Below are 24136 nucleotides of genomic sequence, written 5' to 3'. Positions count from 1 at the left end.
CGTCTTTAACGCAGGTTCAACGTCTGACATCTTGAATGTCTGACGTTGAACGAAGCTGGCGTGCAAAATGGCCTCACAAGGCCATTTTGCACCGTCTCAGGGGCACGATTCAGGATTTGCCGCTGCGTCCGTTATCGTAATAATCTCCCACAGGCACCACCGCGCACGCCGCCGTGCCCGTGTCTTCTATCGTAATAATTTGAAATCTGGCGCCTTTTCCTCCTTGTCCGTTATCGTAATAACAAGGCGCGCGAGTGTCCTCCCCCGGTCCAAGGGCGGAGCCCTGGCAAGCGCCGAACCGCCCGGGTCGGCGGCAGACTTGTACACACATTTACGATGGGGGTACAAGTATGCGTCTCTTGCGGGATTTCTCGTTTATCGGCAGAAAATCGAGGTCAGAAGATGGATGAGTTCTTGAGCATTGAAGATCTGCGGTGGGAGTTCGGCGCGTCGCGAGCATGGACGTACAAGTATCTGGCGCCGCATATCAAGTCAATTACCCTGAAGTGCTCGACCGACGACGGCGAGCGCCTGTGCAAGCGTTATAGCCTCGATGATGCACGGCGCGTGGTCGCTGAAAAGGCTCGAGCCGAGGTCTATTCCGTGCCCGTTAAAGCGGACCCCGGAAAAAGCAGCTATGCTCCGTACCGCCGCCCGCGGCGCGTGCGAATCAAGACGAGCGCGTACATCGCCGAATATATTGTCGGCTTCGGCCATCTCTGGCAGATCGACGAGATTGCAGAGGAATACTGCGATAAGCGCTCAAGAGAGGCGGCATATCAATTCATCTACCGTAACGCCTGGATCGCAATCGTGTTCGGCAACAAAACTTTCTATATCCCGAGGCGCACTACACCGCAATTCGTGGCGGCAGCAGTCGAGGTGTTCGGAGACGCTGCCCACACCGTCGAATACGCACGCGGTGGACATAAAAGTGACGCCACGGAATAGCGGCACTATGTAACAAATGAATAAGTGAACGGCGTAAAAAGTGAAAAACCGAACTACGTAATATCGACAATGCGACATAACGCAATAACGACAAAGCGGAATAGCCGCACTATGTAACCACGTAATAACAGAACTATTGAACATCGGACTATTCGGTCCTGAAATCTGTTCGCAAGAGTCGTACGCTGCCGTACAAAATGCCCGACAGCGTACCGCCGCAAGCGGCGCACGCTAGGGCTCTGCCCTAGCACCCGGCACTCGCGGCGTTAGCTCATTGTTCTGCAATTCAACAGTTACGTTTTTCAGCTTTGTCGTTATCACGTAGTTCGGTAATTACACAGTTACGTAGTGTCGTAATTGCTTTGTTCGGTTGTGTCGCAGTTCAGATATGAACAACCGCCGCAGGCGCCGGGTACTAGGGCAGAGCCTTGGCAGTACGCGGACGACCGAAACGCAGTTTTGTACGGCAGCGTACGACACTTGCGGGCGAGTTCCGGCTATGTCATTGCTGAATTACGACAAAACGCAACAACAGAGCTATGTAACCGCGGAATAACTGATTTACAGACGATACGAAGAACGTAATGAATGAACTAGTGAACTACGACACAACAGAAAAAGCGAACAGTAATAAACCCAAAAAACGCATTGAAACAGGCGAGATGTTTTAAATCTCAGCCCACAAATCGAGAACAGCAGCGTCCCGACGAACCGTGGCAAAATAGTCGCAGTAGTCATAGGCATCATCGGGACTGCGCATCACGGCAACAAGATCTCCGTTGTGCGCATCAACAACTGCATGTCGAAATCCCATCGTCTGACGCATCATCCGGTTGCGCTGCCGCTCGATCTCGATCGCATCCAGCAGGAGGTGGCCATCTGTATGGCCATGAAGAGCGAGTAGCCGTTTGCGGGGCCAAGCTGACCGCTCGCGTTGAGCGGCGGCAACACCCGTTGGAGCGATAGTTCCGCAATTTGTTTCACGAATTACCGTCGAAATGTTTCACGCGCTGGTAGATGCAAGCACTGCTTAAGGGCACATCCAAAGCACCCAAAAGTGCCGCCACGCAGGTCAAGGCCGAAAAATCAACCTCACCAGATGCGTTTTAAGACACGGAAAAGGGGTGTCACGAACATCCAAACCATCCCAGGTTCAATCGCCCCGTAAATCGAATCCTGTTGAACCGTCTACCTGCGACTTTGTGATATTTGCTGCCGCCGTGTCGTGAGCGGGAATCGTGTCCGCACGGGGCGATATATTAGGTAAAGCACCCGAGGGAACGATAGGCAACCGGACACACATTCTGTCCGAGTCGTTAAAAGCGGGCACGGAATTTAAACGGCTGAAAAAGGGGCATCGACCTGCGCCGATGCCCCTAAAGTAGACACACATTTTGTCCTATAAGCCTCATTTATTTGCGAAGAACATCGGCTAGCCGCAGGATTGAAATCATCGACCGATAAGTGAGTTCCACTTTTTCGCCCGCAAGCAGTCGTTTCGAGCCAATCTCATCTAGCCCCACAAGCCGAGAAAACAGCGAGCTGCTCATCGTGCCCTCGTCAATTGATTCCCTTATGATCTTCAAAACGTCCGTATCATGAAGCGATGCCGAGCTGTAGGGGGCAACACGAGCGGAACTCTCAATTAACGACGAGACAAAAGGGTGGAGATGCTTTGGACATAGTCCATCAAACACCACATCCCCATTGTCGTTCGAGCCGACCAGGCGCCAAGTATAATGATCGACCCAGTCATCTCCGTCATATATGGCGTCCATGAGCAACTTCCCGTTTAGAGAGAGAAACCTATTTGGACATCGGGGCGCAAGACCGCAATCCATATCGGGCCTGCAGCAGCTCCAACCCAACGCACCACATAGGTTCCCTTTCGTACATGTGTATCAATCTGCCCCGAAATGCCGGTGAATGCAATTCCAGACCCGTTTGTCGGGTAGCAATCGACGTATTTTTGTTTTCCGCTCACAACCTTGTATAGATATATCGTTCCAGCAAAAGAGAAGGGATCGTTCGCAATTTTGTCCGGAAGAACTTGCCACCTCAAAATCCCGCTACCAATATGGTCAAGCTTGACCGTTCCGCCGTCCCCCTCAAAAGTGGCAAGGGGATTTACTCCAGACTGAGAGTCGGCATCGCCCTCCTTAGCGCTTATGAGCAGGCTGCCCGTATAAGACTGCTGAAGTTCACCTTCAGGACAGGCAGCCTCGGCCCAAGAAGGACCACTCAGGCAGAACAGTCCGAGCAACATCATTGCCAATAGAAGAAAACCCTTAGATCTATTCATCTCTATCCCCAACGTCTCTCGACATTTTTATATTGTGACTATTCTAGATCTATATGGCCAATTTGGCCCTCACCATGGCAACTGTTGCAGCCAGGTTTCTTTTCATTAAATTGTCACCTTGGTAAAACGTCGACCCCTAAGCATCAAACCCGAAGTCCACCGAGTGGGCTAAAGTAAAAGAGGGTCGAACCAGAAGCAGTTCCCGGACAATTGGCGTTCGGCCAGACACTTCAGTTCGACCCTTTTTCATGCGCAAAGCACATGTCAAGCCAGACTGATTCTGTGGGTATAGGGCGGCATTTCACTGAAGTCGGAAACTCCCGCAACCATTGATTAATTTCGATATGTCCGAAATTAATATTACGTACATGGGTAACAAGCGTATATGGGAGCTCTCAAGTAACCGAAGTAACCGAGCCGGGGTAGAAATTGGCAAGAAGGACCCCGGTGAGAAGTTTGGAGGCGAAGATGAGTACGATGGAAAACCTGTTTATTACTCGCAGGTCAATCCTGACGGCAGCCGCATTGGGCGGACTGTCGCTAATCACCCCAAATGGTGCATTTGCTGATGGTTACGATTCTGAAACCGTAGAATTCCTAGCGTTCCCGGATCTGAGTGAATCTGATGTCGAGGCGATTGTGCGTCAACGTGCAGAGCAAGAAGCGGCCCTTATCATAGAAGAGGCGATGTCATCTGATGGTGCTGAGCTCTATGCGACACGCGGGCGCCCAAGCTACAGCACCGTATACGGGAGCGTGCTAACGAAAGCCAGCGGATGGCACGACGTTGCTGGGCAGCCCCCGGGGGGCGTTCACATCGACGGGGGCGGTTCCATAAACGTCCAGCCGTCTGGCGGCGGTTCGGTGAGTGTATCGGTGCCGCTCCCGAATGGTGTCGGAAGCATAGGCGTATCGATACCGCTGGCAAAGCGCAATCTGTCGGCGACTGGGTATTCCATTCAGATCGACGGCGCTGGCTTTTGGAAAGCGACGGCGAACGTTGAACACAAGGTTCAGCCGTTTGTTGTTTATGAGACCGTCAACGGCGTCAAGAAGGTGTACAAAAAAGCAGCGACAAATAACTTCTTCCGTCTTTCCTTAGGCAAGCGAAAAGTAGGATGACATGACGGGCAAGAGCTATGCAAAGATAGCGATTGTTGGCCTTGTAATCGGTCTTGCAATAGCACTATGCGCATCATTCGCGAAGTATAGGTCCGAGCAATCGTTTATCGATGGCGCTGAAAACGGTTTTGGCATAGACGGGATGTATGTCAGCGATGGCGCGACCGGGACGTCTATGGCGATTCTTGCAGGCGAAGACATGGAATGGCAAATCTGTAATGGCGATGGCTCTTGTCTGAGTGGTCGTTTGGCCGCAACGAGCGATCCGAATTCGTTCGATCTTCTCGACAATGATGGAGCGGATTGCGGTTCTGTTCACCTTTCATATGCATCGCGAGATGGGATGGACGGCATTCTCTACGTCTCCCACGAAACTGACGATTTCAAGATGCGCAGAACTAACCGAGCGCCGGCTTTTATCGAGGAGTGAGAGTTCCCGGCGGCCTGCCGATCAGGCCGCCGGGGTATCGAACCCCGCATCCATCCGTATGAAGTTGATAATCGAGGAAACAAAGCCGTTCCAGGCAGGACGGCTTTGGTCTTTAAAGGCCAGGTTTTACCCTAGCCCAAAATGGCCAGAATGGTCACCAGAGGAAGAGCGGCGATCATAAGACGGAACTCGGACGTAGCGACCACCTCCCCGAAAACTCGGGCAGGGCCAAGCTAGCGAGGCGGGGTACGAGCTGACTGCTTTCTGTTTAATGACTGTCAATCTCTTCTGCCGTCTCTTTTCGCTTTTACTCAGTAGTTATAGCTAAACGAGTAATTGCACTCAATTGCAAAACTGATCCGGCTGCGTTCCGACTTAAAGATTTCTGTTGTCTGGTTCATCTGCCAGATAGTCGTGGGGAACATAGTCAACGTGATAACACCTTTCAAGTTCCTCGATAAACCGGTCGACCTTTCGAGCATTTTGGTAAACCTTTTCAAGCGTGCGGAAAACAGCTTTCTCGTTGTACGCGGGAAGACCTTGGGCGTTCACGAAATACATCAGCTGATTGAGATTCGTTCCTTCCTTCAATAACTCGTGATGGAGTTTTTCAACTTCCGCGACATTGAAATTGAATGATTCAATCTTTCCGTAGATTGCGCTGCGACGAACCAACTCGCTTACAGAGACGCCAAGCACTGCCGCCCGCTGTTCGATTGCCATTTTTTCTGGAGCGGTCAGCATCACATGAAACGAAACGTCACGTTTCTCGGCGTTCTCGGCGATGGCTTCACCGCACTCGCCAGATTTTCTTGGAGCGTGTTTGCGCTTGCAGTTGTGCAGCGCTTTATTTTTCTCGTGCTCGATTTTCTTTCCGGTCTCAAGATCGTCGAGAGAAATCGAACGGCTAATCAAAACGGAGCGGATTAGTTCAGCTTCCGTGCAACCAGCTTCGTCGCAGAGGCGCTGAAGAATTTCTTTTTCTTCAGCGGTCAACGTCGCTTCGACTTTCTCACTTCGTCTCATTTTTATCCCTTCAGTTTCGGAGTGGCCTCCGAAACAAGATTTGGAAAAGTCCGCCGAATTTTTCTCGGAGGCGAAACCGCTTCGCGCACAAAGCGGAACTCAGCTTTACCTGTTTTCTTTTCCCGTAGGAGGGAAAAGCAAGATCGTAAATGGCCATAGTTCATGTTTACATGTAATTATGGCCATTTACGTACATCTTGCAATCTCCGGAACGGTGATTGGGCGAAACGCAGTGTAGACGTGGAATGAGAGGCCTCATTCCAAGCGAGAGGCCTCGCGGCGTCGTAACCGCGTGAAGACCGTGAGCGAAAGCGAAATTTTAACGCGAAGGATGCTGAGCGTTAGAAGTTCGCTGTAGCGAGAGCGAAGCGATATTGCGAATGCGAGGGATGCCGAGTATTTGCAATATCGCGCAGCGGGTTTGCGACGCCCGCGGCGCAAACATTCGACTTTGTCGAATCGTTTTCGTGACGCTTGCGAAAAAGTTGAGGCAGCTTTCGACAATTTCAATGGCGCGTAGAGTCCTTGGGCGAGGCTCGTAGCGCTGTTGGATTTGTCGAAAGGTGACGCGGTTCGCATTACGATTCGAATGGCGATACGATTTTCATGCGGCGGCAAAGCCGCCTATGATCGCGACCGATGGTCGCTATCGATTTTCAAAACTCCCGTTTTTTTGCCGCACAATTGCGATGTTCTGCTTCTCCCCGCCGGACACCCCTCCTTTCTTGCTGCCAAGCATCGCTGCCGCCCCGTTCTCCGCAGCGGCAATCATTTTGTCTAACCCCAATATGGCAAGCATCCGATTCAGTTTGTCGGCCTCGAAATCATCAGAAAGCAGCGTAAGATTATCGAGGATCGTCCCCCCAACAATAGGGGGCTCTTGCTCCGTAATGCCAACTCGGCACCGCCGCAATGCGTATCGGTCGATGCGACGCTGTGATACCCCGTTGTAGAGGACGGCCCCTTCCGTGTTATCTGGATATAGACCCAATATCACTGACAGCAGCGAGCTCTTCCCCGAGCCATTTCTTCTTGCTTACTGTTTTTCTTATATTGTAACGATTTTCGATAAGAGGAAAGATTACTCCATTACGCGCAAGCCCGAACTCTAAGCGTTTCCCATCAGCATTGCCCATCTTTCGGATCGAAATCCAAATCCAGCTTCCTATCGCATGCTGAAATCAAATCCTGATCATGGCTTACAACAAGAATTAGCTGATCGAAGGGATTTCGATGAATATACTCCGTGAACTCCCGACGGCTTTCTTCATCTAAATCGTTCGTTGGTTCATCGAACACAAGCACTTCCGGCTGCCTGCGCAGTGCTGCGAATATCCTTAGCTTTCGATACTCTCCACCAGAAAGGTCTCTACAATTCTTGCCTTTTAACGATTCGACGGTTCGATAGAAACTCGGCACAAGCTCTCGGAGGTTTTCGCTCGATCCCCGAATCGACGTCCTCTCAAGGTAATTCTCCACCGTTTCGTTCGGAATAAAGAGCTTTTGCGGGCACACCGCAAACAGGTCCCGTCGGATCGTCTCCATATCGAGCTCTTCATATGGCACCGACCCCAAAGCCCGATGTCCCCCAGCAGAATACAGTCCAAGGAGCACCTTCAGAAACGTGCTTTTTCCGCATCCGTTCGGCCCGGTAATGGCATAGGTTTTTCCTTCCTCCACCTCCACGGAGAGGTCGCGGTACAAGTAGGGCTTTCCCGCGTATCGGTACGCGATGTTGGACAACGATATGCTCTCCACATGCCCAACCGTGAGGGTGCCGCGGTCCTCGGCATCCTCCGTCAGAGCCCCCAATCGGTCGAACGAGGCCCTTGCGTCCTGATACGATTTGAAATAATTCAAAAAATACTTGAAGCATCCGAACGCCATCGAGTAATACGAGTTCACCATTGTGAACTCGCCTAAGCTCATTCTTCCGCTCAATATTTCCATCCCGGAGATCACGAGCAGTGCCCCCCGAAACACAGACGAGATCAGGCCGTCGCTTGATGTGGCCAGATTCGAGACCCTACTTGCTTTCATGTAAATCGGGTAGTACCCCTCGAATACCCCTTTGAGCGTCCGAGCGCTCTGGTCATATGCGCCATCGCACTTAATGTCAAACAACTGCGACAGCTCGCCGCTCACGGACGCGAAAAGCTTGCTCAACCCCTCCTTGTTCGCAAGCGAGCTGTTGTACAACGGCTTTTTCAACGCCCTGAATAAAATGAAGTACGCACCAAGCGAACATGCGCTTAACACCAGGAACACCGGATTGATCGAAAACAGGATGATGCATATCAACACAACCAGAACGATGTTAAGCCCGATTGTCAGGAAGTTGTTCACGACAAACGATGACACCGCATTCGAATCCGCATATACCCTCTGCGTTGTATAGGATGGATCCGCCTGCTCCCCCTTTTCCAAGGGTCCCCGTTCAAACGACTCACACGTGGCTCCCATCAGCCTCATCGTCATCTCCAAGATGACGCGCGATACGTTCACGCCCATCGCATACGACATGAAGGAAGCAGATATCCCTATGCCCGCAACAAAAGCCGCAAACCACACGACGCGAGATGGGTCCCTATTCGTCACGAGAAAGTCTACAAATCCACCGTTTAAGGCGGGCATGACGCACGAGAGAGCGAAATTAACCAACATGAGAATCACGAAAAGCCGTGACCCTTTACACCGAAACAACTCGTGAACCGTCTTCTTAAACATGTTAGCTCCCATCAAGCGACCTTTTATCCAAAACTGAATTTGTTCGCCGCTTAATCGCTCCCATATATCCCTTGTTGTGAATTCTTGCTCAAGACATTATCGCGGGTTGCGGTGCCCAGGATCCCATTTCGCCTTTATATACGTACGAATAGGCCCCCTATTTGCATAGGCAAGCGCGGAGATTATAACGGCAGCCACCATCAGGCCGAAAATAGCCCTTTTGTCCGGAAAAGGGACGAGAGAAAAAGGCATATTGCGGAGAAAACTATAGCCACCCCCATCATTCGGTTTACACCTAGAGTCTCGGCCGTCCGCTTTGCCTCCTCTAAACGCTCTCCCGATAGCAATGACATTCCGGCAAGCAATCCCGTGAGCTTGCCTCGATACATCATTATTCCGAACACCAGCAGCAGGCATGACTCAACCATTGGAACCACAACGTCCGACATCGCCATCACTCCAGTCCATTCCTTGTCATCGAATCCTTGCGGCGGCTCAGCGCATCTGGCGTCAAATGCAACCTCGTGTCAAACGGTCTGCTCGCAAACTCAAATACTTTGCATGAGCTCGAACGCGCCGGTTTAAACGGCATACAGTTTAGCCTCGATGGCCTACGCGATTCTCACGAACATATGCGAGGACTCTCGGGATTATACGACCGGGTGCTCGACGCCATCGATATCACGCTGAACGAAACCTCACTGCACCTTTCAATTGCCTTTTGTCCGACATCGTTCAATGTCGACGATTTCAAACCAGTTTGCACGATGCTTCGAGACAAGCTGAAATCGTCGGGTAGAACTGACCGAATTGACCTTCGAGTTCAGCCGCTCATGCTCCTCGGTAGAGCCCGAAGAAACCGCACGATTCGCCCTTCGAATAATCAATACCGTCGGCTAGTCAACACGATCAACGACCTTCGATACGATCCGGACTATCGAGGCTACTTCATGCTTGAGTGGGGCGACCCCATCGACCACTTGGTCAGATTCCCTCAACTGAAAATGCAATTTGACCAAGTGGCCATCCACGCCAATGGCGATATCGTCGCATCCCCCTATATGCCTCTCATCATCGGAAACGTTCGCAAACACAGCCTTCAGGAATACTACGATGCCGGAATGGCAACCGTTTGGGAAAAGCCCGTTGTTACCGCGTTGGTCAATCGTATGCACTCGATTGACGAGATGGAAGAGATCTCATCGTTGATTGCAGACATCAATATGGACGGCGACCTCTATATCGACCTAATCGACGATGATCTAGGCGACCTGAGCATCCTGTCCCAATTCTAAGGAGATATTCCCATGTACGAGACCCCAGAAGTAGAGAAGATGGATTCCAAAACCGGCCCCGTTCCCGTTGTGGTCAACTTTGCAGCCGTCGTGGATAACGTAGTCGCAGCCGTCTATGATGCCGTCGTTGCGGCCTACGCATTCTGGTACTCGGCAGACAACGACGGCACCGGGACGAGTGCAGCATAGAACTAGTCGCCGGCTCATCGAGCAATCACCTCGCCTATCACTGCATGCGATTGACTGCGCAGCCCCAGCCAACGCCCAAAGCGCCTTGAAGAGCTGCCTGTAACATTCGTTCATTCAACAGCGAGATCTCTTCACCATTCTCGGCCGGTCCGACAGATCGACACATCAGTCGGGCCGGCCAGACTTATACAACGCGGCGACTCCGCTCACGCCACACCCCCCGAAACTCGCACTGTCATCACACGGGCAATCAACACTGAATCCTGTTATGCGACATGGGCAAACGGTCACGTGCGCGATTAAAACGAATTCACTTAGCAGACTTCAAGAATGCTTTAGCACCGCAGGATGGCCATACGCGGAGCGCGGCACGCATAAGCCAAAAGCGGCATTAAAAGCCATCCCCTTCCCTGCTGAATGCGCATCCTAGCCCATCAACCGGTCGGACCATCGCGAAGATGATCCGTGCTTCCATACTGCGATGCGATATCAAGCATCACGAATAGTCCCCGCCCAACGGGGTTCTCCCCTCCGCAGGCGTTTCGGAACCCGCCCCCATCCCGAATTCCCACGCAGCGGCCGCGTTCACCGCCGACACGGGGGCCCTAGCTCCCCCGCGGCGCGGGCGTGGGCGGCGAGGTCGGATGTGAAAGCCGGACCGCAGAGGCATCGAGCGCACGCGGCCAGGGCCTCGAGGGCGCCTGGCGGGTAGGGAGATCCGAGCATGAGGCAGGACAACGCGCAAGCCCGTGAAAGGTTCACGAGCTCCCCCGCGACGCGGCAGACCCTCGGCTGCCCCTCGTAAAGGATGCAGAAGACACGGTCGAGGTCCGACGGTTCGACCAGGCTGTACCGGCAGTCCGCGTACAGTGCGCAGCCCCTCCCACGCGGGTCGCCGTCCGAGTCCTCATCCGGCTCATGATGGCGCACCTCGACCCAAAGGCCCTCCAACACATCGTCGAACCCGAAATCGAGCTCCGCCTGGACGCTCTCGCCGAACGCATCGCCCAGGGCGAGCTCCGGCACCTTCGTCACACGGCCGTCCAGCCACTCAATCTCTGTCATCGCGCGCATGGTCCAAGCCCCTTCCGACACGGGATTGTCAGCTCAACCCGACCCTTACCCATACGGACGAACATAACTCGCCAGGGGAAGCCCCTGAAGGCCGTGCGCCACAACATGAGGCCGAATCCGCCCCCGGCTGGACAGGCCAACAACGAAGGAGCACACGGAACCGGCGCGGCGTTACAACCGTCCCGGCAAGCGTGTCACTTGGCCAAGTCATGATGCCGACAAACCCGGAAATGCTCCAACGGAGCGCCGAACGAGGGTAACAATATAAAGCCGTGCAACACGCGTTGGACGACCAGAACAACCCAAACAAAGGCCTGTCGGTCCCACCTTCAAACCCAATAGCAAAATGTGCATCAGCGGATTTGCAGCGATACAAGTCTCAACCGTCACCATCACACCGCAGCGCGCCCAATCCCACTCATCCTACTGCAAATGTCCCAGAACGAGAAAACGACCAGCTTAACATGCCACCCTTTATATCCGCACGCGCGTAATTCAACTCATAAGGACCGGCTATCCCTTACCTGTGACACAATCTCAAACGCACAGAACAGAATCATCAGTCCAATCATCGCATAAGAGGCAGCCGAACCTTCAAGCACTATTCCACAAAGAACAATCTCCGCGCCGCCAATAAGAACTGTTATCAGGCGCTCTGCCTTTTTGCTCTCGCCGCTCGCATAAAAAGGCGGCAAAGCGCACAAGATCACATATAGCCCGGGAAGGGAATACAGGATCGATAGTCCAAGTCCCCCATCAACCGCAGTGCTTTGCGTAAGAATCAACTGAACCCAAACGGCAATTATCACTGAGCAGGTTGTCGATAAAAGAAGACTAGAAATATAGCACGCAACAAAGTCCCGTCGCATTCGAACAGAGAAATCCGCGAACTCTCTTCGCCGCGTGGAAACAATAAGGTACACAGAAATTGCAATAGAACCAATCAGAGAAAACAGCGGAACAACCAGCAATTCAAGCTTATTACCCCATCGATCAACCACACCCCCACTCCAATGAGCGGGAATTGTATCAGGGAGGACTGACCAAGCCGCCCATAGAATCAGAAATGGAAGAATAGAGAGGATGAAGGATGATAACACTGCAGTAGTTTTTTTTGAGGCTCTCATCGATTCCGCATCTCCTTGCGCGCTCACATTCCACTCCGCCTTAAATCAAGTTTAAATAAAAACTTGAATGCAAATTTGTTCTAATTAGTATGGAAACTATATCCATTTAGTTCTAATTTGTTCGTAGTATCAAATCGATACCGACACTAGCATGACGTAGTCTTTCAAGACAGCTATTCAACATTGGAGGTCACCGCTATGGACAATGTGAACCACCTAAACGAACTCTCAATATAGTCCCAGCTTAGCATCCTTGAAAAACTGGTCGCGGACGCGGAACAATCTACCGACGCAAGACGCGATTTCGAAGCTCAGCCTCGTGCCGTATTCCAGAAATATGGAATTACAGACCTCCAAATCAAAGCGGGAAATCGAAAAGTCTCTCTGTACGAACTGGTGGAGTCAACCGAAAAGGAGGCGCGTGTCCCCGTTGCACGCGCAGTATATCGTCGTATCCAACTTGCATATTATGCCGAGGACACCGAAGCTGAGCCGCAAACGATACCTCTCGTAAACGTTGTACTTAATGCAAACGCAGTAACGAACGCAAACATCATTCTGAACGCAAACGGAATGGCAAACGCAAACGCGAATGCTCAAAACAACGCCAACCTTAAGTACGACGTCAACACAATGGGCTATGGATCAGCTATTTTTATGAACAAACCTGATGTTGTTGAACTATCGGAATCGTACAAACAAACTTCTGTTTTCAGGAAATTTGATCAAGAGGGCTTGAGTGCAGCGAGGCAAGCAGCCGTGCTTAAAACAGCAATCAAGAATTCCAGCTCCAATACCATCAACCCCGAAGGGGCTTCCAATGGGGTCGCCCGCGGGTCTTATCGCTCCGTCGAATTCGAAGTTACTTACTCCGAGAACGAAGGCACCTTGGTAATCACCGACGCCCGTTTGCTCGCGGCATGATTTCCGAAAGTTCGCAGCACGTGCTGTTCCGCAGACCTCGAATGCTGACATTTATAACAACATATAAATGTGGCGCTGTGTGTGATCATTGTCTGATGAGCTGCACTCCGAACAACAGTGACAGGCTTACTCTTCCCCAAATGCGGCAATTCATCGATAGCTTCGCCGAAGTATGCGTCGGAAGTGGTGTTGTTGTGTTTACGGGCGGAGAATGCACCCTTCTTGGCGATGACCTTCTCGAGGCCATCGCATATGCGAATTCTTTAGGACTCTTTACTCGAATTGTAACGAATGCGTGGTGGGCAAAAAGCGAAAGAGACGCAGAAACGTTCCTCAACGAATTGAAGTCATGTGGCCTTGACGAAATCAATATCAGCTGCGACGACTTTCATGCGGAATATATACCCCTCGAGAATGTGCGCAACCTTTGGAACTCAGCAAAAACAATGGGCTTTCAAACTCTCGGCATTGCGGTCTGCAGAGATAACAACAGTACAATCAGCCCGGCATACCTGTGCAAGTACCTTAATGAAGACATTCCACTCCTGCATCAGTTCGACGATAATACCCAGCCTCCCCGCGCGCCAGCCCGCTTCATCACGGATTCAGGCATCACGCGAATTGGGCGCGCACGAAATCTCAGTCTCAACCAAAATGCGCGACCGCAGGCACGTCTCTTAGCGTCACACTGTTCCGACTGCGGCCAAGACTTCGTTATTTCCCCAAACTGCCATCTTGCACCCTGCTGCGGAATAAATGCAGAGGGAACTTGGCTTTTCGATCTTGGCAAAATCAATCTGACGGATGACATTAATGAACTGCAGCTGCTCCTACTTAATTACATACAATACATAGGACCAGGAGGACTGCTGAAGCACTTGCGCACGAGCGGAGGCCTTTCTTCATTTGGGCGCTCAAGCTACCTCTCTCAATGCGAGATTTGCGAAGACATCGCCCTCTCGAAAGAGGCACAGACCTGTCTTGCAAAGCTAGCTCCTAAACTGGCAGCCGACTTGATTGTCGAGACTAAATTCGAGGCTACCTTTATCGGAAATGGGTCTGATATACATGATTGAAGTGCTACCCTCTTTAAATTCGCTCTCGAGTAATCCACTCCGTAGATTGGACACTCTTGGAGTAACAGATTTTTTAGACACACTTGACATATCTATAGATCCTTTTGAATGCGCGCATCGCATCTGGGATCAACTTGACAGGGAGCATCAAGAGCTCGTCTCCTTCCTGATGCTAGGTGGAGAGATTGATCTCGATTCAGAAGTGGCAAAAAGAAGTCTGCTGAAAGGCACTGTTGAAACCATAGCCTCACTCGGGCTGCTAAGCGAGCACAATGGCAATGCCTCCCTTTCCGGTTTATCTCTAATCCGATATCATGGCATCTGGCTTTTTGCCGATGCGCCATCACCCTCGCCTTTACTATATTTTGGCTCTGATTCAATTGGGCTCGCTCGTCGGCTAAGCCCATCCCCCGGAAAGAATGCCTTAGACCTCTGCTCTGGACCAGGCATCCAGGCACTCATACTGGCAAAATCTGGAATGCACGTCACGGCGATAGATATCAATCCAATCGCCTCAGAAATCTGCCAACTAAACGCACTGGTCAATGGTATTAGCGAAGATTTAACTATTCTAACCGGAAGTCTCTACAACGCACTAAACAATATCGAAAGCTCTTGCAGCTATGAACTCATTACGGTGAATCCTCCTTTGCTCCCAATCCCAGAAGACGTACCATACCCCTTCGTTGGCGATGGCGGCCCAGATGGCCTCAACATCACAAGCAAGGTTATTCGAGGTGCAGGAGATAAACTCACTGATAGCGGATATCTCTCTGCAATTGGAATGATTGGCCTTGGAACCAACAATCAATCAGCATTTGAACGAATACAGAACGATTTGTTGCAAGCTGGCCTCAATGGTGTCTTGACAATAATCTCGAGCTTTAACCTCGGACCCCAATCTGGCTGGATCGACGGTATCGCATGCACATCTGTTGCACATGCTCCAGGAAAATATTCCAGCAAAGAGGAGGCTGTAAAAGAGATATCGCGCGCATACAAAAAAATCCACTACGACCGCGTCTGCACCTATCACTTGAAGGCGTGGAGGGAGAGACAGCCCTTTCAAAATCCCATCCTAACGATTCAAGACTGCTCCGCAGATGGCAACCCACTTGGCCCCTGGATCCTCTAAAGCATCCGTCATACGAAAGCAGGTCAATAGGCTGCGCGCCACTCTCTGATGACGCGCAGCCTATCTCATTTCCCCCGCGCTTTACCGAGCCCGACTCACGCCTCATAGTTGGCACCGGTTTTCAAAATGCAAGATTCCGCATACAAAATCACTTCTTCTGTCTAGGTGGCAGACCTACGATTTTTGTAGTATAAAGTTCTTCTCAATGCCTTCAATCTATTTCGAGACTGAGAAGAACTTGCATCGGGTTTCATAGAAGCGATATAGATGATACGTTTTGTCCTATCTATATTCCGACATACATCAGGATGCCTCGTCTTTATCGTCATTTCAATAGTTTTGAATCGATTTGAAATCCGAAATGAAAAACGAGGCGAAAAAACGAAACGCCCGAGCGAGTCGCTTTGACTTTTGCGCAGGCGCGATTCGAATCAAACGAAGAACCAGACGATGAGATTTTGAGTTTCGCGTTTTAGATCTCAGAAACCAGATCTAAAAACTGCAGCGTTAATTTCACTTCGCCAACAGCATTACGGCGCGAGCACATCCAACGGAACAACTTGGACGCCGCGGTCGGTAACATAGGCTTGTGAACCAAATCCAATGATTGCAACTTTCGAAACCGGCGGGTTGTTTCCGGCGGCAACCATACGTTCCTCGACAGCAACAAGATTGTCAGATGCCTCTTCGATTTGAGCAGAGCTGAGCTTAACTTCAACCGGGATCCAGGTCCCGCCAGGAGCCGCAATGACTGCATCGACCTCTAGATCGCGAGAATCGTGATAGTGGTAGAGGCTCATTCCGTTTGCTCGTGCATAAACCCACAAATCATGGAGCGCCAGCGATTCAAATAGTAGTCCAAGCGTCTTGAAATCTAGCAACAAGGTCTCCGGAGTCGCCCCGAGCGCAGCGGCCGCCAGTGACGGGTCAGCAAGATGATGCTTCTTTGATTCTCTTAAGTGCACAGGAGATCTCATTGCTGGATTCCATGCGGGAATATCGCGAACGAAGCTGACCCGTGCGAGAAGAGATATATACGATGCCGCCGTTTGTCTCGACACATCTCCACCAAGGTCGGCCACAAGCGTCTTGAGTGTCGCCAGAGTGGATTCATTACGCGCAAGCGATTCGATAACAGCTTTGACCTTTTCAGGATCGCGCCGAGAGCCATCAACACGAGACAAATCTTCTTCGGCAACTATGCCGATATAACGTTTCGCCATCGCCGACGCAGCCAGCACATCGCGCCCGACCGCCGCGGGCCATCCGCCGCGAACAACGCACTCGGCAATCGAGGCTGAATCCAACGATCCGAAAGCGCCATTGAACTTTTCGCCAGAAATAATGCCCGACAGCTTAACCGCGCCGCTAGATTTCCCAAGTTCGAAAAGCGTCATGGTGTCCATGCGCAATTTAGCGAACCTTCCAGCACCGCTGTGCATCGGCCGTTCATTGTCTCGCGGCGTCGCCGACCCCGTAAATATGAACTGGCCAGGCTCGCCGCCGCGGTTGTCGCACTCAAACCGCGCCGCGTCCCAAAGTTTCGGGACCTCCTGCCATTCGTCGATCAGCCGCGGCACCTCGCCTGAAACGGCAAGCGCCGGGTCCGTCTCGGCACGCAAGCGATTCTCGAAGTTGCGCGACGGGTCCATGAGAAGGAGCCTGGACGCCGCACGGGTCCCGGCTGTGGTTGTCTTTCCACACCATTTCGGTCCTTCGATGAGAACGGCACCGAATATCCCTAGCATCTGGTCGAGCTCATTTTCGATAATTCGAGTGTAGTACTTTTTTGGCATATTTTTCACCATTGATTACCAGCGCGTTTAACTAAATTTACCGTTTTCATTTAACCAGATTTTGCTTTTTTGATTAACCAGATTTACACATTTCAGTTAACGAAACAGATTAAACATGCACGAGGTGAAAATCATCTACTCAACACCGCGCATGAGCTCCGAAATGGTGATTTGAAATCCGTCGGCAATCTTCTTGAGATTTGAGAGGCTGACATTGCGCCGCCCGACTTCAATGCTCGCGTAGTAGGAACGATCCATTTCAATCAAATTGGCGAACTGCTCCCGGCTGCACCCGAGTCCAGCGCGGAGCTCTTTGCATCTCATGCCAAATGATTTCTGAAGCGTCTTCGTATCCATGACAAAAAGAGTCATGGATTGTTGTATAAAAGCCAACGGACTATATACAACAATCCCAGTTAAGGCGCATAATTATCTCTATTGGAAAGCACTCTGATGCCCAGTCGGATAGGGCACGGAAAAGGAATGGAACAGCACAATGACTCAGGGAAAGCATTTCGCCGCCGGTGGCGATCACTTCGCCGCACTGCCAAGCAAAAAGATTCACGCCCCGAAGGGGATCGCGCGTCTGACCGTCACCGCGGCGACCATGGCCGCCATGACCGGATCGAGCCTCATCTCACCGTTCACGGCATTCGCCCAGACCGGTGACGGGGGCACGCAGCACCCCGCCGTGATGTCGCCGATCGCCGCCCACGCCGGCGCGGCATCCGGTACCGGCGCGAAATCCGCCGCACAGACCATCGCGGACCTGCAGAAGGCAGTCGACGAGGCGAAGGCGAAGGAGGACGCCGCCAAGGCATCCTACGATGAGGCCGCCGGTCCCTACAACGAGGCGGCTTCCGCCCGCGACCAGGCCAAGGCATCCTACGATTCGGCGGTCAGCGCCGGCACGGCAGCCGACCGTGCGGCGATGGACGAATACGCCCGTCAGGTCGCGGAGGGCAAGGACGCCGCCGATGCCGCCGGCAAGGACCTCGAGCAGGCGAAGGCGGGTCTCGCAGACGCCAAGGCGGATGCGTCCGAGAAGGACGAGGCGTACCAGTCCGCCCTCAAGGCGGCCCAGGACGCTCAGGACGCCCTCGATAAAGCCAAGGCCGATGCCGTAGGCGCCACCCCGGAGGCTATCCGTGCCGCCGAGCAGGCCGTGCGCGACGCCACGGATGCCGTGGACAGGGCACAGGCCGAACTCGACAACGCCAACGCGACGCTTGCCGATGCCCAGTCCAAGCTGGTTGCGGCCCAGTCTGCAAAGGATTCCGCCGATGCCGTCCTCGCCGCAGCCCAGCAGAACAAGGACGCGGCGGATGCGAAGGCCGCAGCCGCCAGCGCCGCCTACGAGAAGGCGAAAGCAGACCTCGCCGCAGCGGAGGCAGGCGCCAGCGGCCCGGAGTACGATGCGGCAAAACAGAAGGTCGCGGACGCGGAGACAGTCCTCGCTGCCGCACGAGCGGCACAGTCCCAGTGCGAGTCCGAGCTCGAGCAGGCGCAGTCCGCTGCAGCAACGGCGCAGACCGAGCTGAATGATGCCCAGGCGTTCCTCTCCGCGAAGCAGCAGGTCGCACTCGATGCCGCGTCCGGCGTGACCGCCGCCCAGTCCGCACTCGTGACCGCGAACTCCGACCTCGATGCGGCCAAGCAGGCGAACGCCGATGCCATCGCCAGGCTGGATGCAGCGAAGCAGGCCGTCAAGGATGCCGAGTCCGCAAAGGCAGCCGCCGACGAAGAGCTTGCGAGCGCCAAGACCGCAAAGGACACCGCCGATGCGGCCGTGACCGCCGCCCAGCAGAAGGTCGACGAGGCACAGGCGAAACTCGACTCCGCCGACGCGCAGTTCAAGCAGGGGGCCATCGGCTTCTTCCGTGCCATGGGCGCCGATTCAGCCATCGAGATCATCCAGAACTGTACGTACAAGGACTACACCGAAATCGGAAACAGTCTCGACGCCACGGGCCTTGAAAACATGCTTTCGTCCATCACAGTCATGAAGAATGTGAACGCATACCGCAAGTCCGTCGGTCTCTCCGAGCTCCAGGTCACCTACAAGCTCATTGCGGCGTCGATCGCAGATGCAAACTATTCGACGAAAAATCTAGAGCATGCCCAGCAGTTCGATGTTGGTGAAAACCTTGCCTGGAGCTATCGCGATCCCTGCAAGGCTTGGATCTATCAGGAAAAGGACCTGTTTGACAAGACTGCAGCCTCCCTTGGTGCGACGAATCTTTCCGGAAAGGATGCCTACGACTTCTGGTACGCCAATCAGGATAAGTTCGATTACTTCAGCATCGGCCATTACATGAACATCATCAACCCTGACTATGCTGTCATGGGATGCGGTCTGAACAATGACACCCGTTTGACGTTCTCGCTCACGCTGCAATACGGCGGTTGGGCAGGTTCAGGCTGGAACATGAACCCCATCTCCGTCGACGAGTACGAGCAGAAGCTGACCTCCTATATCAACGGTCTCAAGAACGCCAAGAGCGCACTCGACGCAGCCAAGGCCGATCTCGCATCCAAGCAGCAGGCAGCCACCGACGCCGCTGAAACCGTCCAGCAGAAGCAGGTCGCAGCGGATTCCGCACAGACCGCCGTCGTTGCCGCGAAGCAGGGCGTCGCCGATGCGCAGGAGGCCGTGAACGCGACAGGGCGCGATGTCGCCGCCAAGCAGCAGGGCGTCACGGATGCCCAGACCGAGCTGGATGCGGCGAAATCGAACCTCGATGTCGCCAACGCGGCAGTCGTTACGGCAAAGTCGACCGTCCAGCAGAAGCTGGGCGCCCTCGATGCCGCCAACGCAGCCGTAACGACCGCCCAGTCCAAGCTGGACTCCGCCAAGGCGGACACCGCTTCCAAGCAGCAGGGCGTGGACGATGCGAACGCCGATCTCGCGAAGTTCTTCCAGGACGTCGCCGACGCCAAGAAGGCGCTCGATACCGCAAAGAGCGTCCACGACGCGGCGGCAGCCGAGCAGACCGAGAAGGCAACCGTCCTCGCCGTCGCTAAGCAAAAGGCGGACGGCGTCGCAAGCGCCCTCGCGGATGCCCAGCGTGCCGTCGATGTCGCAAAGGCCGACACCGGCGTTGCCGCCGACAAGCTCACCGGCTCCCAGTCCGATCTTGAGGTCGCCCAGTCGAACCTCGACATCCTCACCGGTCTTGCCGCGAAGCTCGCAGAGGCACAGCAGCGCGAGCAGGATGCAGTAAAGGCCGTCAATGACACCAAGGCCGCCCTCGATGCCGCGAAGGCGGATACCATCGCCGCCGAGTCCTTGGTCTCCGCCGCCGAACAGGCGAAGGCGCAGGCAGACGCCAAGCTGTCGAAGCTGAACTCCATCGATGCCGGCGCGGCGATCGCTTCCGGCCATGATGTGAACGCGGATGGCGCCCTCAACGCGCTTTTCGCCGCAGCAGTCGAGGCACGTGCCAAGGTCGCGCCCGCCAAAGCCATCCTGGACGAGAAGCAGGCCGCGGTGGACGGGCTCCAGCCCGGCTACGATGCGACACTCGCCGCCTACGAGTTGGCGAAGTCCGACCGCATCGCAGCGGAGCAGAAGCTTTCCGATGAGATCGCACGACAGGAGGCAGAGGAGGCCGCAAAGCAGCAGGCGGCATACACCCCGAAGCACCTCGCCGGCACGGATACCGCCCAGCCCGGCAGCCTCGCCCAGACCGGTGACCGCGCGGGACTCATCGGTGAGACGTTCGCCATCGGCGGCACCGTCCTCGTGGCCGCCGGCGTCTTCCTCGACCAGAAGAAGCGTCGCGAGCAGATGTAGGACAAATCGCATAACGACTCGGAAAGGGGAATCCCGCAAAAGGGATTCCCCTTTTTTCGTTTCGCTAGCCACGGTTCGTTGAGGCAGCTTCAGCTTAAGGGCCACAGATTAAACCGATCTACAACTGTGACCATATGACTGTGCGCACATGTTAGCATGGTCATATGGTCACCTATTTACAGCTGCGATTATGCTGCGACAACTCAACTGTTAGCGCTTATTAAACAGCCGATCAAATCCTGGTTTGCCCAGTGTTTGGCGCATCTGCCCCACCTGAATCTCCGTCTCCACGCCATCCTTGCCGAAGACGTTGCTCATATTCTTAGCAGTCGGGATGACCGTCTTCACCTCACCCGTCGTTAGGTCGAAGCGCTGGCAGCCGACCTGGTCCTCAAGATGGATCTGACCATCGGATCCAAAGACATTCTGGTACATGTCTGCCTCCTCGCAAGAAACTTTCGATCCCAAGATAACAGACGGGCGAATCCGGCGCAGCAGACGCTCGATAATACATGACCATGTTAATGTAGTCATATGCTCACGTATTACAAACTGGGACCTTATGTATTAGAGCTCGAACCGCCTCGCCGCGTCACCATGAACACCGACGGCGAGAACATCGACTGCTTCAAGGCGGAGGCCGCCCGCACGGACGTCCCCTATCAGGTCATCATCAACATGTACCTGACGGAGTCCCGCATGCAGAAGAGGCACCTCGCGGTCGCGTAATACAAATAGGTAAGATCCCACGCGCGTCACGCCTCGGCGCAATCGGAGCGCCGTCTGCGGCGCGGGGCGGAATACGACCGGGCGACCCGGGCAATCTGGTCCCGGCTCTCCCGGTCGTATTCCTACGATATCGCCCCTAAATCACCAATGTGTCAGATAAAGAATGAGGCAATGGCTATGACCACGCATACGGCAGATGCAGCGACTGCGCCTTTTTTCCTCTCCTTTAGTCCGACGAATAGGGTTGCCGTAAAGTAAAGGGCGGAAATGCAGGATATGGTAAGCGAAACGAGTTCCTTGGACGGTTTCAGCAAAAGGTCGCTAGCAAAGAGTAATGCAAGCAGGGCAAAGCCGATTGTGACCAAGTATCTCGATTGATTTTGCGATAGCATGGCAACTGCCTTTTAGAACATGTAAGTGAAAAGTCGGTACGATGTCATTGCAGTTGCAAACAAGCCGCTGCCAGGACCGGTTGTCACGAGACCGGCGATAACGCATTTTCTCGGTTTCCAGCTCATGACAGACCCCTCTCTCATGGTGAAACGCATACATTATGAGATATGCACATTATCTCGCTAATTAATTTCAATATCCATCATCTAACACTAAAGAATACTGACTCACTGGTTCAGCGACGATGCATTTTTACCCTTGCGTTCCCACTCGCGTAACCGCCTCGCCGCGTCGGCGGTCGGAAGGGTCTCCGTCTCGCAATCAGCGACCTTGTAACCGTATCTGTCGAGCCAGGCAGCAAGTGCATCCCAATCGACGCGCTTCCAGTCGCCGCCCGGCGCGTGCTGCATCACGAGGCCTCCGGCGACCACGAGCCCGTGGATATGCTCTCCTTGCAGGTCTGCGATGATTCCGCCGGTGCATACGATGCTAGGTCGCTGTGCCGGCACTGCGCAAACGTATTGGCCTTTGTGCCCCTTTTGGCAACTTTAGCATGACTATAGGTTAAACCAACCCACAGTCATGAGCACGATAGCGTAGTACTATACTAATTACTTAACATGCTCATATATTTCTACCTGTGATTTATAATTGCTTAATATAGTCACATGTTAATGTGATAATATATGACTATGCTATTTCAGAAAGGGGAGGACATGGCGACGAACATCCTGCTAGTCAATCAGAAGGGCGGCGTCGGCAAGACGACGTTCGCCGACGAGATCGCCTGGGGTCTCGAGCGCCGCGGCCACAAAGTCGGATTCGGCAATCTCGACCCTCAGGGCGGCGCGAACCACGAGAAGAACCTGCTCGACGACGAGAACGCCGTAAACGTCATCGACACGCCGGGTTTCCTGAGTGACGAGACGGCCACGTACGCGAAAAACGCCGACATCGCGATCATCCCGGTCCAGCCAGGCACCCTCGGCCTAAAGCCGATGAAACGCACGATCAAGGTCATCACCGAGGCCAATCCCGACCTGTCGTTCGCCATCATCGTCAACAACTTCGCGGCAAACCAGACGGTCGACCGCCAGTTCCTCGAACTGCTCGAGGCCGACGACCTGCCCGTGCTGGGCACCGTTCCGACCGCAGCGGCCTTCAAGCAGGGCGCGGCCCTGGGCAAGCCCGTGTACGAAATCGCGAAGAGCGGCAAGGCCGCCCAAGCAATCGAAAACATCCTGGACGAGATCGAGGAGGTCCTGTAATGGCCGGAAAGTTCAAGAAATCGACCTCCTACTTCGATGTCGCCGCGGAGAAGGCCGAGGAGAGGCAGCAGAAAATCGTTGAGAGCGCATCTGAGTCCCAGAAACCGGCTCCGCAGGTACGGAAAGCCGGGCGCCCCAAAAAAGGCGCTGAAGGGGCATCTGAGAGGCTTGTACAGCTGTCTGTCTACGTTCCCGAGAGCTATCGCAAGCGCTTGAAGCAGGCCGCACTCGAGGAGGACAAGTCCGTTTCCGACATCGCACGTGAGCTGTTCGACGAGTACCTTGCCGAAAACGGGTTTTAACGAAGAGAACGACGTAACGTTCTTAACGTTGTGACAAAATGGAAGTCCAAGAGGATCAGGACAGGGGTATCGAAAGGTGCTTCTGTCTCTTTTTAGGCCACTGAGAGCCGATTTAAGACCTCGTTTTATATAGCAATGAGAAAACGGTCAAACCCCACCAATAAGACGTCCTATTTTCAATTCTGTGACCTTCTAGCGGTATTCTGTGCAAGGTTGACTGAATACCGGTATCCCGATCGACCGGAAATCGGATTCGGCACTCATTGCCGAATTGGACGGGTTGCGACTGAGTGCGATAGGTCGCCCGGGGAGCCGAAGGCGACGCCGGCGCCGGGGATCGGCGAGAACGTGGGTGGGGAGTTGGGGCGGAGCCCCCACACTTTTGGCCGAAGGCCATGCCAAGGAGCCGCAGGCGACGCGGAGTGAGGCGTAGCCGAACGGAGGGCAAGGAGGCGCAGCCGACGCGCAGGGAGC

At 53.7% G+C, this 24136-nt stretch carries 22 protein-coding genes and 1 pseudogene; 12 read left to right on the top strand and 11 right to left on the bottom strand.

Annotated features, from left to right (window positions below):
- Positions 1-402: 402 nt before the first annotated feature.
- Positions 403-951, top strand: coding sequence for a hypothetical protein (locus ABCP74_RS08575; protein ID WP_343004412.1), 549 nt, complete (start codon positions 403-405; stop codon positions 949-951).
- Positions 952-2363: 1412 nt separating this feature from the next.
- Here the strand turns inward: ABCP74_RS08575 and ABCP74_RS08570 are convergent.
- Both ABCP74_RS08570 and ABCP74_RS08565 read right to left on the bottom strand, forming a co-directional pair.
- A complete protein-coding gene (locus tag ABCP74_RS08570; protein WP_343001669.1) occupies positions 2364-2729 on the bottom strand; it encodes a hypothetical protein in 366 nt (121 codons plus the stop codon).
- 14 nt (positions 2730-2743) lie between these two features.
- The gene (locus ABCP74_RS08565; protein WP_195246856.1) at positions 2744-3253 is read right to left on the bottom strand and encodes a hypothetical protein; all 510 of its coding nucleotides are present in this window, start codon (positions 3251-3253) and stop codon (positions 2744-2746) included.
- A 468-nt stretch (positions 3254-3721) separates the two neighbouring features.
- On the opposite strand from ABCP74_RS08565, the gene ABCP74_RS08560 reads away from it, so the two are divergent.
- Together ABCP74_RS08560 and ABCP74_RS08555 are read left to right on the top strand one after the other, a co-directional pair.
- Complete coding sequence (locus tag ABCP74_RS08560) at positions 3722-4375, top strand: hypothetical protein (protein ID WP_343001668.1); 654 nt, start codon at positions 3722-3724, stop codon at positions 4373-4375.
- Position 4376: 1 nt separating this feature from the next.
- Positions 4377-4805 carry a hypothetical protein gene (locus ABCP74_RS08555; RefSeq protein WP_343001667.1) on the top strand — a complete coding sequence of 143 codons (429 nt, stop codon included), beginning with the start codon at positions 4377-4379 and terminating at the stop codon, positions 4803-4805.
- A gap of 375 nt (positions 4806-5180) precedes the next feature.
- On the opposite strand, the gene ABCP74_RS08550 is transcribed toward ABCP74_RS08555, so the two are convergent.
- The 3 genes and pseudogenes from ABCP74_RS08550 to ABCP74_RS08545 form a co-directional block, all read right to left on the bottom strand.
- The gene (locus ABCP74_RS08550; protein WP_343001666.1) at positions 5181-5831 is read right to left on the bottom strand and encodes a plasmid mobilization protein; all 651 of its coding nucleotides are present in this window, start codon (positions 5829-5831) and stop codon (positions 5181-5183) included.
- 646 nt (positions 5832-6477) lie between these two features.
- Positions 6478-6849 (bottom strand): annotated as a pseudogene (locus ABCP74_RS09445) (ATP-binding cassette domain-containing protein); the annotation flags it as partial.
- A gap of 104 nt (positions 6850-6953) precedes the next feature.
- Positions 6954-8558, bottom strand: coding sequence for an ATP-binding cassette domain-containing protein (locus ABCP74_RS08545; RefSeq protein WP_343001665.1), 1605 nt, complete (start codon positions 8556-8558; stop codon positions 6954-6956).
- A 524-nt stretch (positions 8559-9082) separates the two neighbouring features.
- Between ABCP74_RS08545 and ABCP74_RS08540 the strand changes: the two genes are divergently transcribed.
- Positions 9083-9853, top strand: a complete 771-nt coding sequence (locus tag ABCP74_RS08540) for a hypothetical protein (RefSeq protein WP_343004411.1) — start codon at positions 9083-9085, stop codon at positions 9851-9853.
- A gap of 12 nt (positions 9854-9865) precedes the next feature.
- Complete coding sequence (locus tag ABCP74_RS08535; protein ID WP_343001646.1) at positions 9866-10042, top strand: hypothetical protein; 177 nt, start codon at positions 9866-9868, stop codon at positions 10040-10042.
- A 585-nt stretch (positions 10043-10627) separates the two neighbouring features.
- Here the strand turns inward: ABCP74_RS08535 and ABCP74_RS08530 are convergent.
- Positions 10628-11116, bottom strand: a complete 489-nt coding sequence (locus ABCP74_RS08530; RefSeq protein WP_343001645.1) for a hypothetical protein — start codon at positions 11114-11116, stop codon at positions 10628-10630.
- A 500-nt stretch (positions 11117-11616) separates the two neighbouring features.
- The gene (locus ABCP74_RS08525) at positions 11617-12270 is read right to left on the bottom strand and encodes a DUF1648 domain-containing protein (RefSeq protein ID WP_343102198.1); all 654 of its coding nucleotides are present in this window, start codon (positions 12268-12270) and stop codon (positions 11617-11619) included.
- 546 nt (positions 12271-12816) lie between these two features.
- On the opposite strand from ABCP74_RS08525, the gene ABCP74_RS08520 reads away from it, so the two are divergent.
- Genes ABCP74_RS08520 through ABCP74_RS08510 form a run of 3 tightly spaced genes read left to right on the top strand, consistent with a single transcriptional unit; the run spans position 12817 to position 15378 of the window.
- Positions 12817-13167, top strand: a complete 351-nt coding sequence (locus ABCP74_RS08520) for a DUF5969 family protein (protein WP_343001643.1) — start codon at positions 12817-12819, stop codon at positions 13165-13167.
- Positions 13164-14243 (top strand): radical SAM protein, encoded by a 1080-nt coding sequence (locus ABCP74_RS08515; RefSeq protein WP_343001642.1) that lies wholly within the window; start codon positions 13164-13166, stop codon positions 14241-14243. Before ABCP74_RS08520 ends, ABCP74_RS08515 begins: the two co-directional genes overlap by 4 nt.
- Positions 14236-15378: a methyltransferase gene (locus tag ABCP74_RS08510; protein WP_343001641.1), complete on the top strand. Its 1143-nt coding sequence runs from the start codon at positions 14236-14238 to the stop codon at positions 15376-15378. Before ABCP74_RS08515 ends, ABCP74_RS08510 begins: the two co-directional genes overlap by 8 nt.
- A 530-nt stretch (positions 15379-15908) precedes the next feature.
- Here ABCP74_RS08510 and ABCP74_RS08505 read toward each other — a convergent pair.
- Positions 15909-17174: an ATP-binding protein gene (locus tag ABCP74_RS08505; protein ID WP_343001640.1), complete on the bottom strand. Its 1266-nt coding sequence runs from the start codon at positions 17172-17174 to the stop codon at positions 15909-15911.
- A 135-nt stretch (positions 17175-17309) separates the two neighbouring features.
- The gene (locus ABCP74_RS08500; RefSeq protein WP_343001639.1) at positions 17310-17531 is read right to left on the bottom strand and encodes a helix-turn-helix domain-containing protein; all 222 of its coding nucleotides are present in this window, start codon (positions 17529-17531) and stop codon (positions 17310-17312) included.
- A 139-nt stretch (positions 17532-17670) separates the two neighbouring features.
- Here ABCP74_RS08500 and ABCP74_RS08495 point away from each other — a divergent pair, with 139 nt between their 5' ends.
- The gene (locus tag ABCP74_RS08495; protein ID WP_343001638.1) at positions 17671-20970 is read left to right on the top strand and encodes a CAP domain-containing protein; all 3300 of its coding nucleotides are present in this window, start codon (positions 17671-17673) and stop codon (positions 20968-20970) included.
- A gap of 210 nt (positions 20971-21180) precedes the next feature.
- Here the strand turns inward: ABCP74_RS08495 and ABCP74_RS08490 are convergent, their stop codons facing one another.
- Positions 21181-21405 carry a hypothetical protein gene (locus ABCP74_RS08490; RefSeq protein ID WP_195625244.1) on the bottom strand — a complete coding sequence of 75 codons (225 nt, stop codon included), beginning with the start codon at positions 21403-21405 and terminating at the stop codon, positions 21181-21183.
- Between the two features lie 99 nt (positions 21406-21504).
- Between ABCP74_RS08490 and ABCP74_RS08485 the strand changes: the two genes are divergently transcribed.
- Positions 21505-21699, top strand: coding sequence for a hypothetical protein (locus ABCP74_RS08485; RefSeq protein ID WP_343001637.1), 195 nt, complete (start codon positions 21505-21507; stop codon positions 21697-21699).
- Positions 21700-22319: 620 nt separating this feature from the next.
- Here ABCP74_RS08485 and ABCP74_RS08480 read toward each other — a convergent pair.
- On the bottom strand, positions 22320-22505 hold the full coding sequence (locus ABCP74_RS08480; RefSeq protein ID WP_343102197.1) for a hypothetical protein: 186 nt from the start codon (positions 22503-22505) through the stop codon (positions 22320-22322).
- Positions 22506-22808: 303 nt separating this feature from the next.
- Between ABCP74_RS08480 and ABCP74_RS08475 the strand changes: the two genes are divergently transcribed.
- A complete protein-coding gene (locus ABCP74_RS08475; protein WP_155086614.1) occupies positions 22809-23360 on the top strand; it encodes a ParA family protein in 552 nt (183 codons plus the stop codon).
- The gene (locus ABCP74_RS08470) at positions 23360-23662 is read left to right on the top strand and encodes a ribbon-helix-helix protein, CopG family (protein WP_155086615.1); all 303 of its coding nucleotides are present in this window, start codon (positions 23360-23362) and stop codon (positions 23660-23662) included. The genes ABCP74_RS08475 and ABCP74_RS08470 overlap by 1 nt, the downstream gene beginning before the upstream one ends.
- Positions 23663-24136 lie beyond the last annotated feature (474 nt).

This window comes from Collinsella aerofaciens, assembly GCF_039062315.1.
Lineage (GTDB): Bacteria > Actinomycetota > Coriobacteriia > Coriobacteriales > Coriobacteriaceae > Collinsella > Collinsella aerofaciens_BG.
Note: the sequence above shows the minus strand (reverse complement) of the source record. Positions and strands in the feature narration are given on the sequence as shown.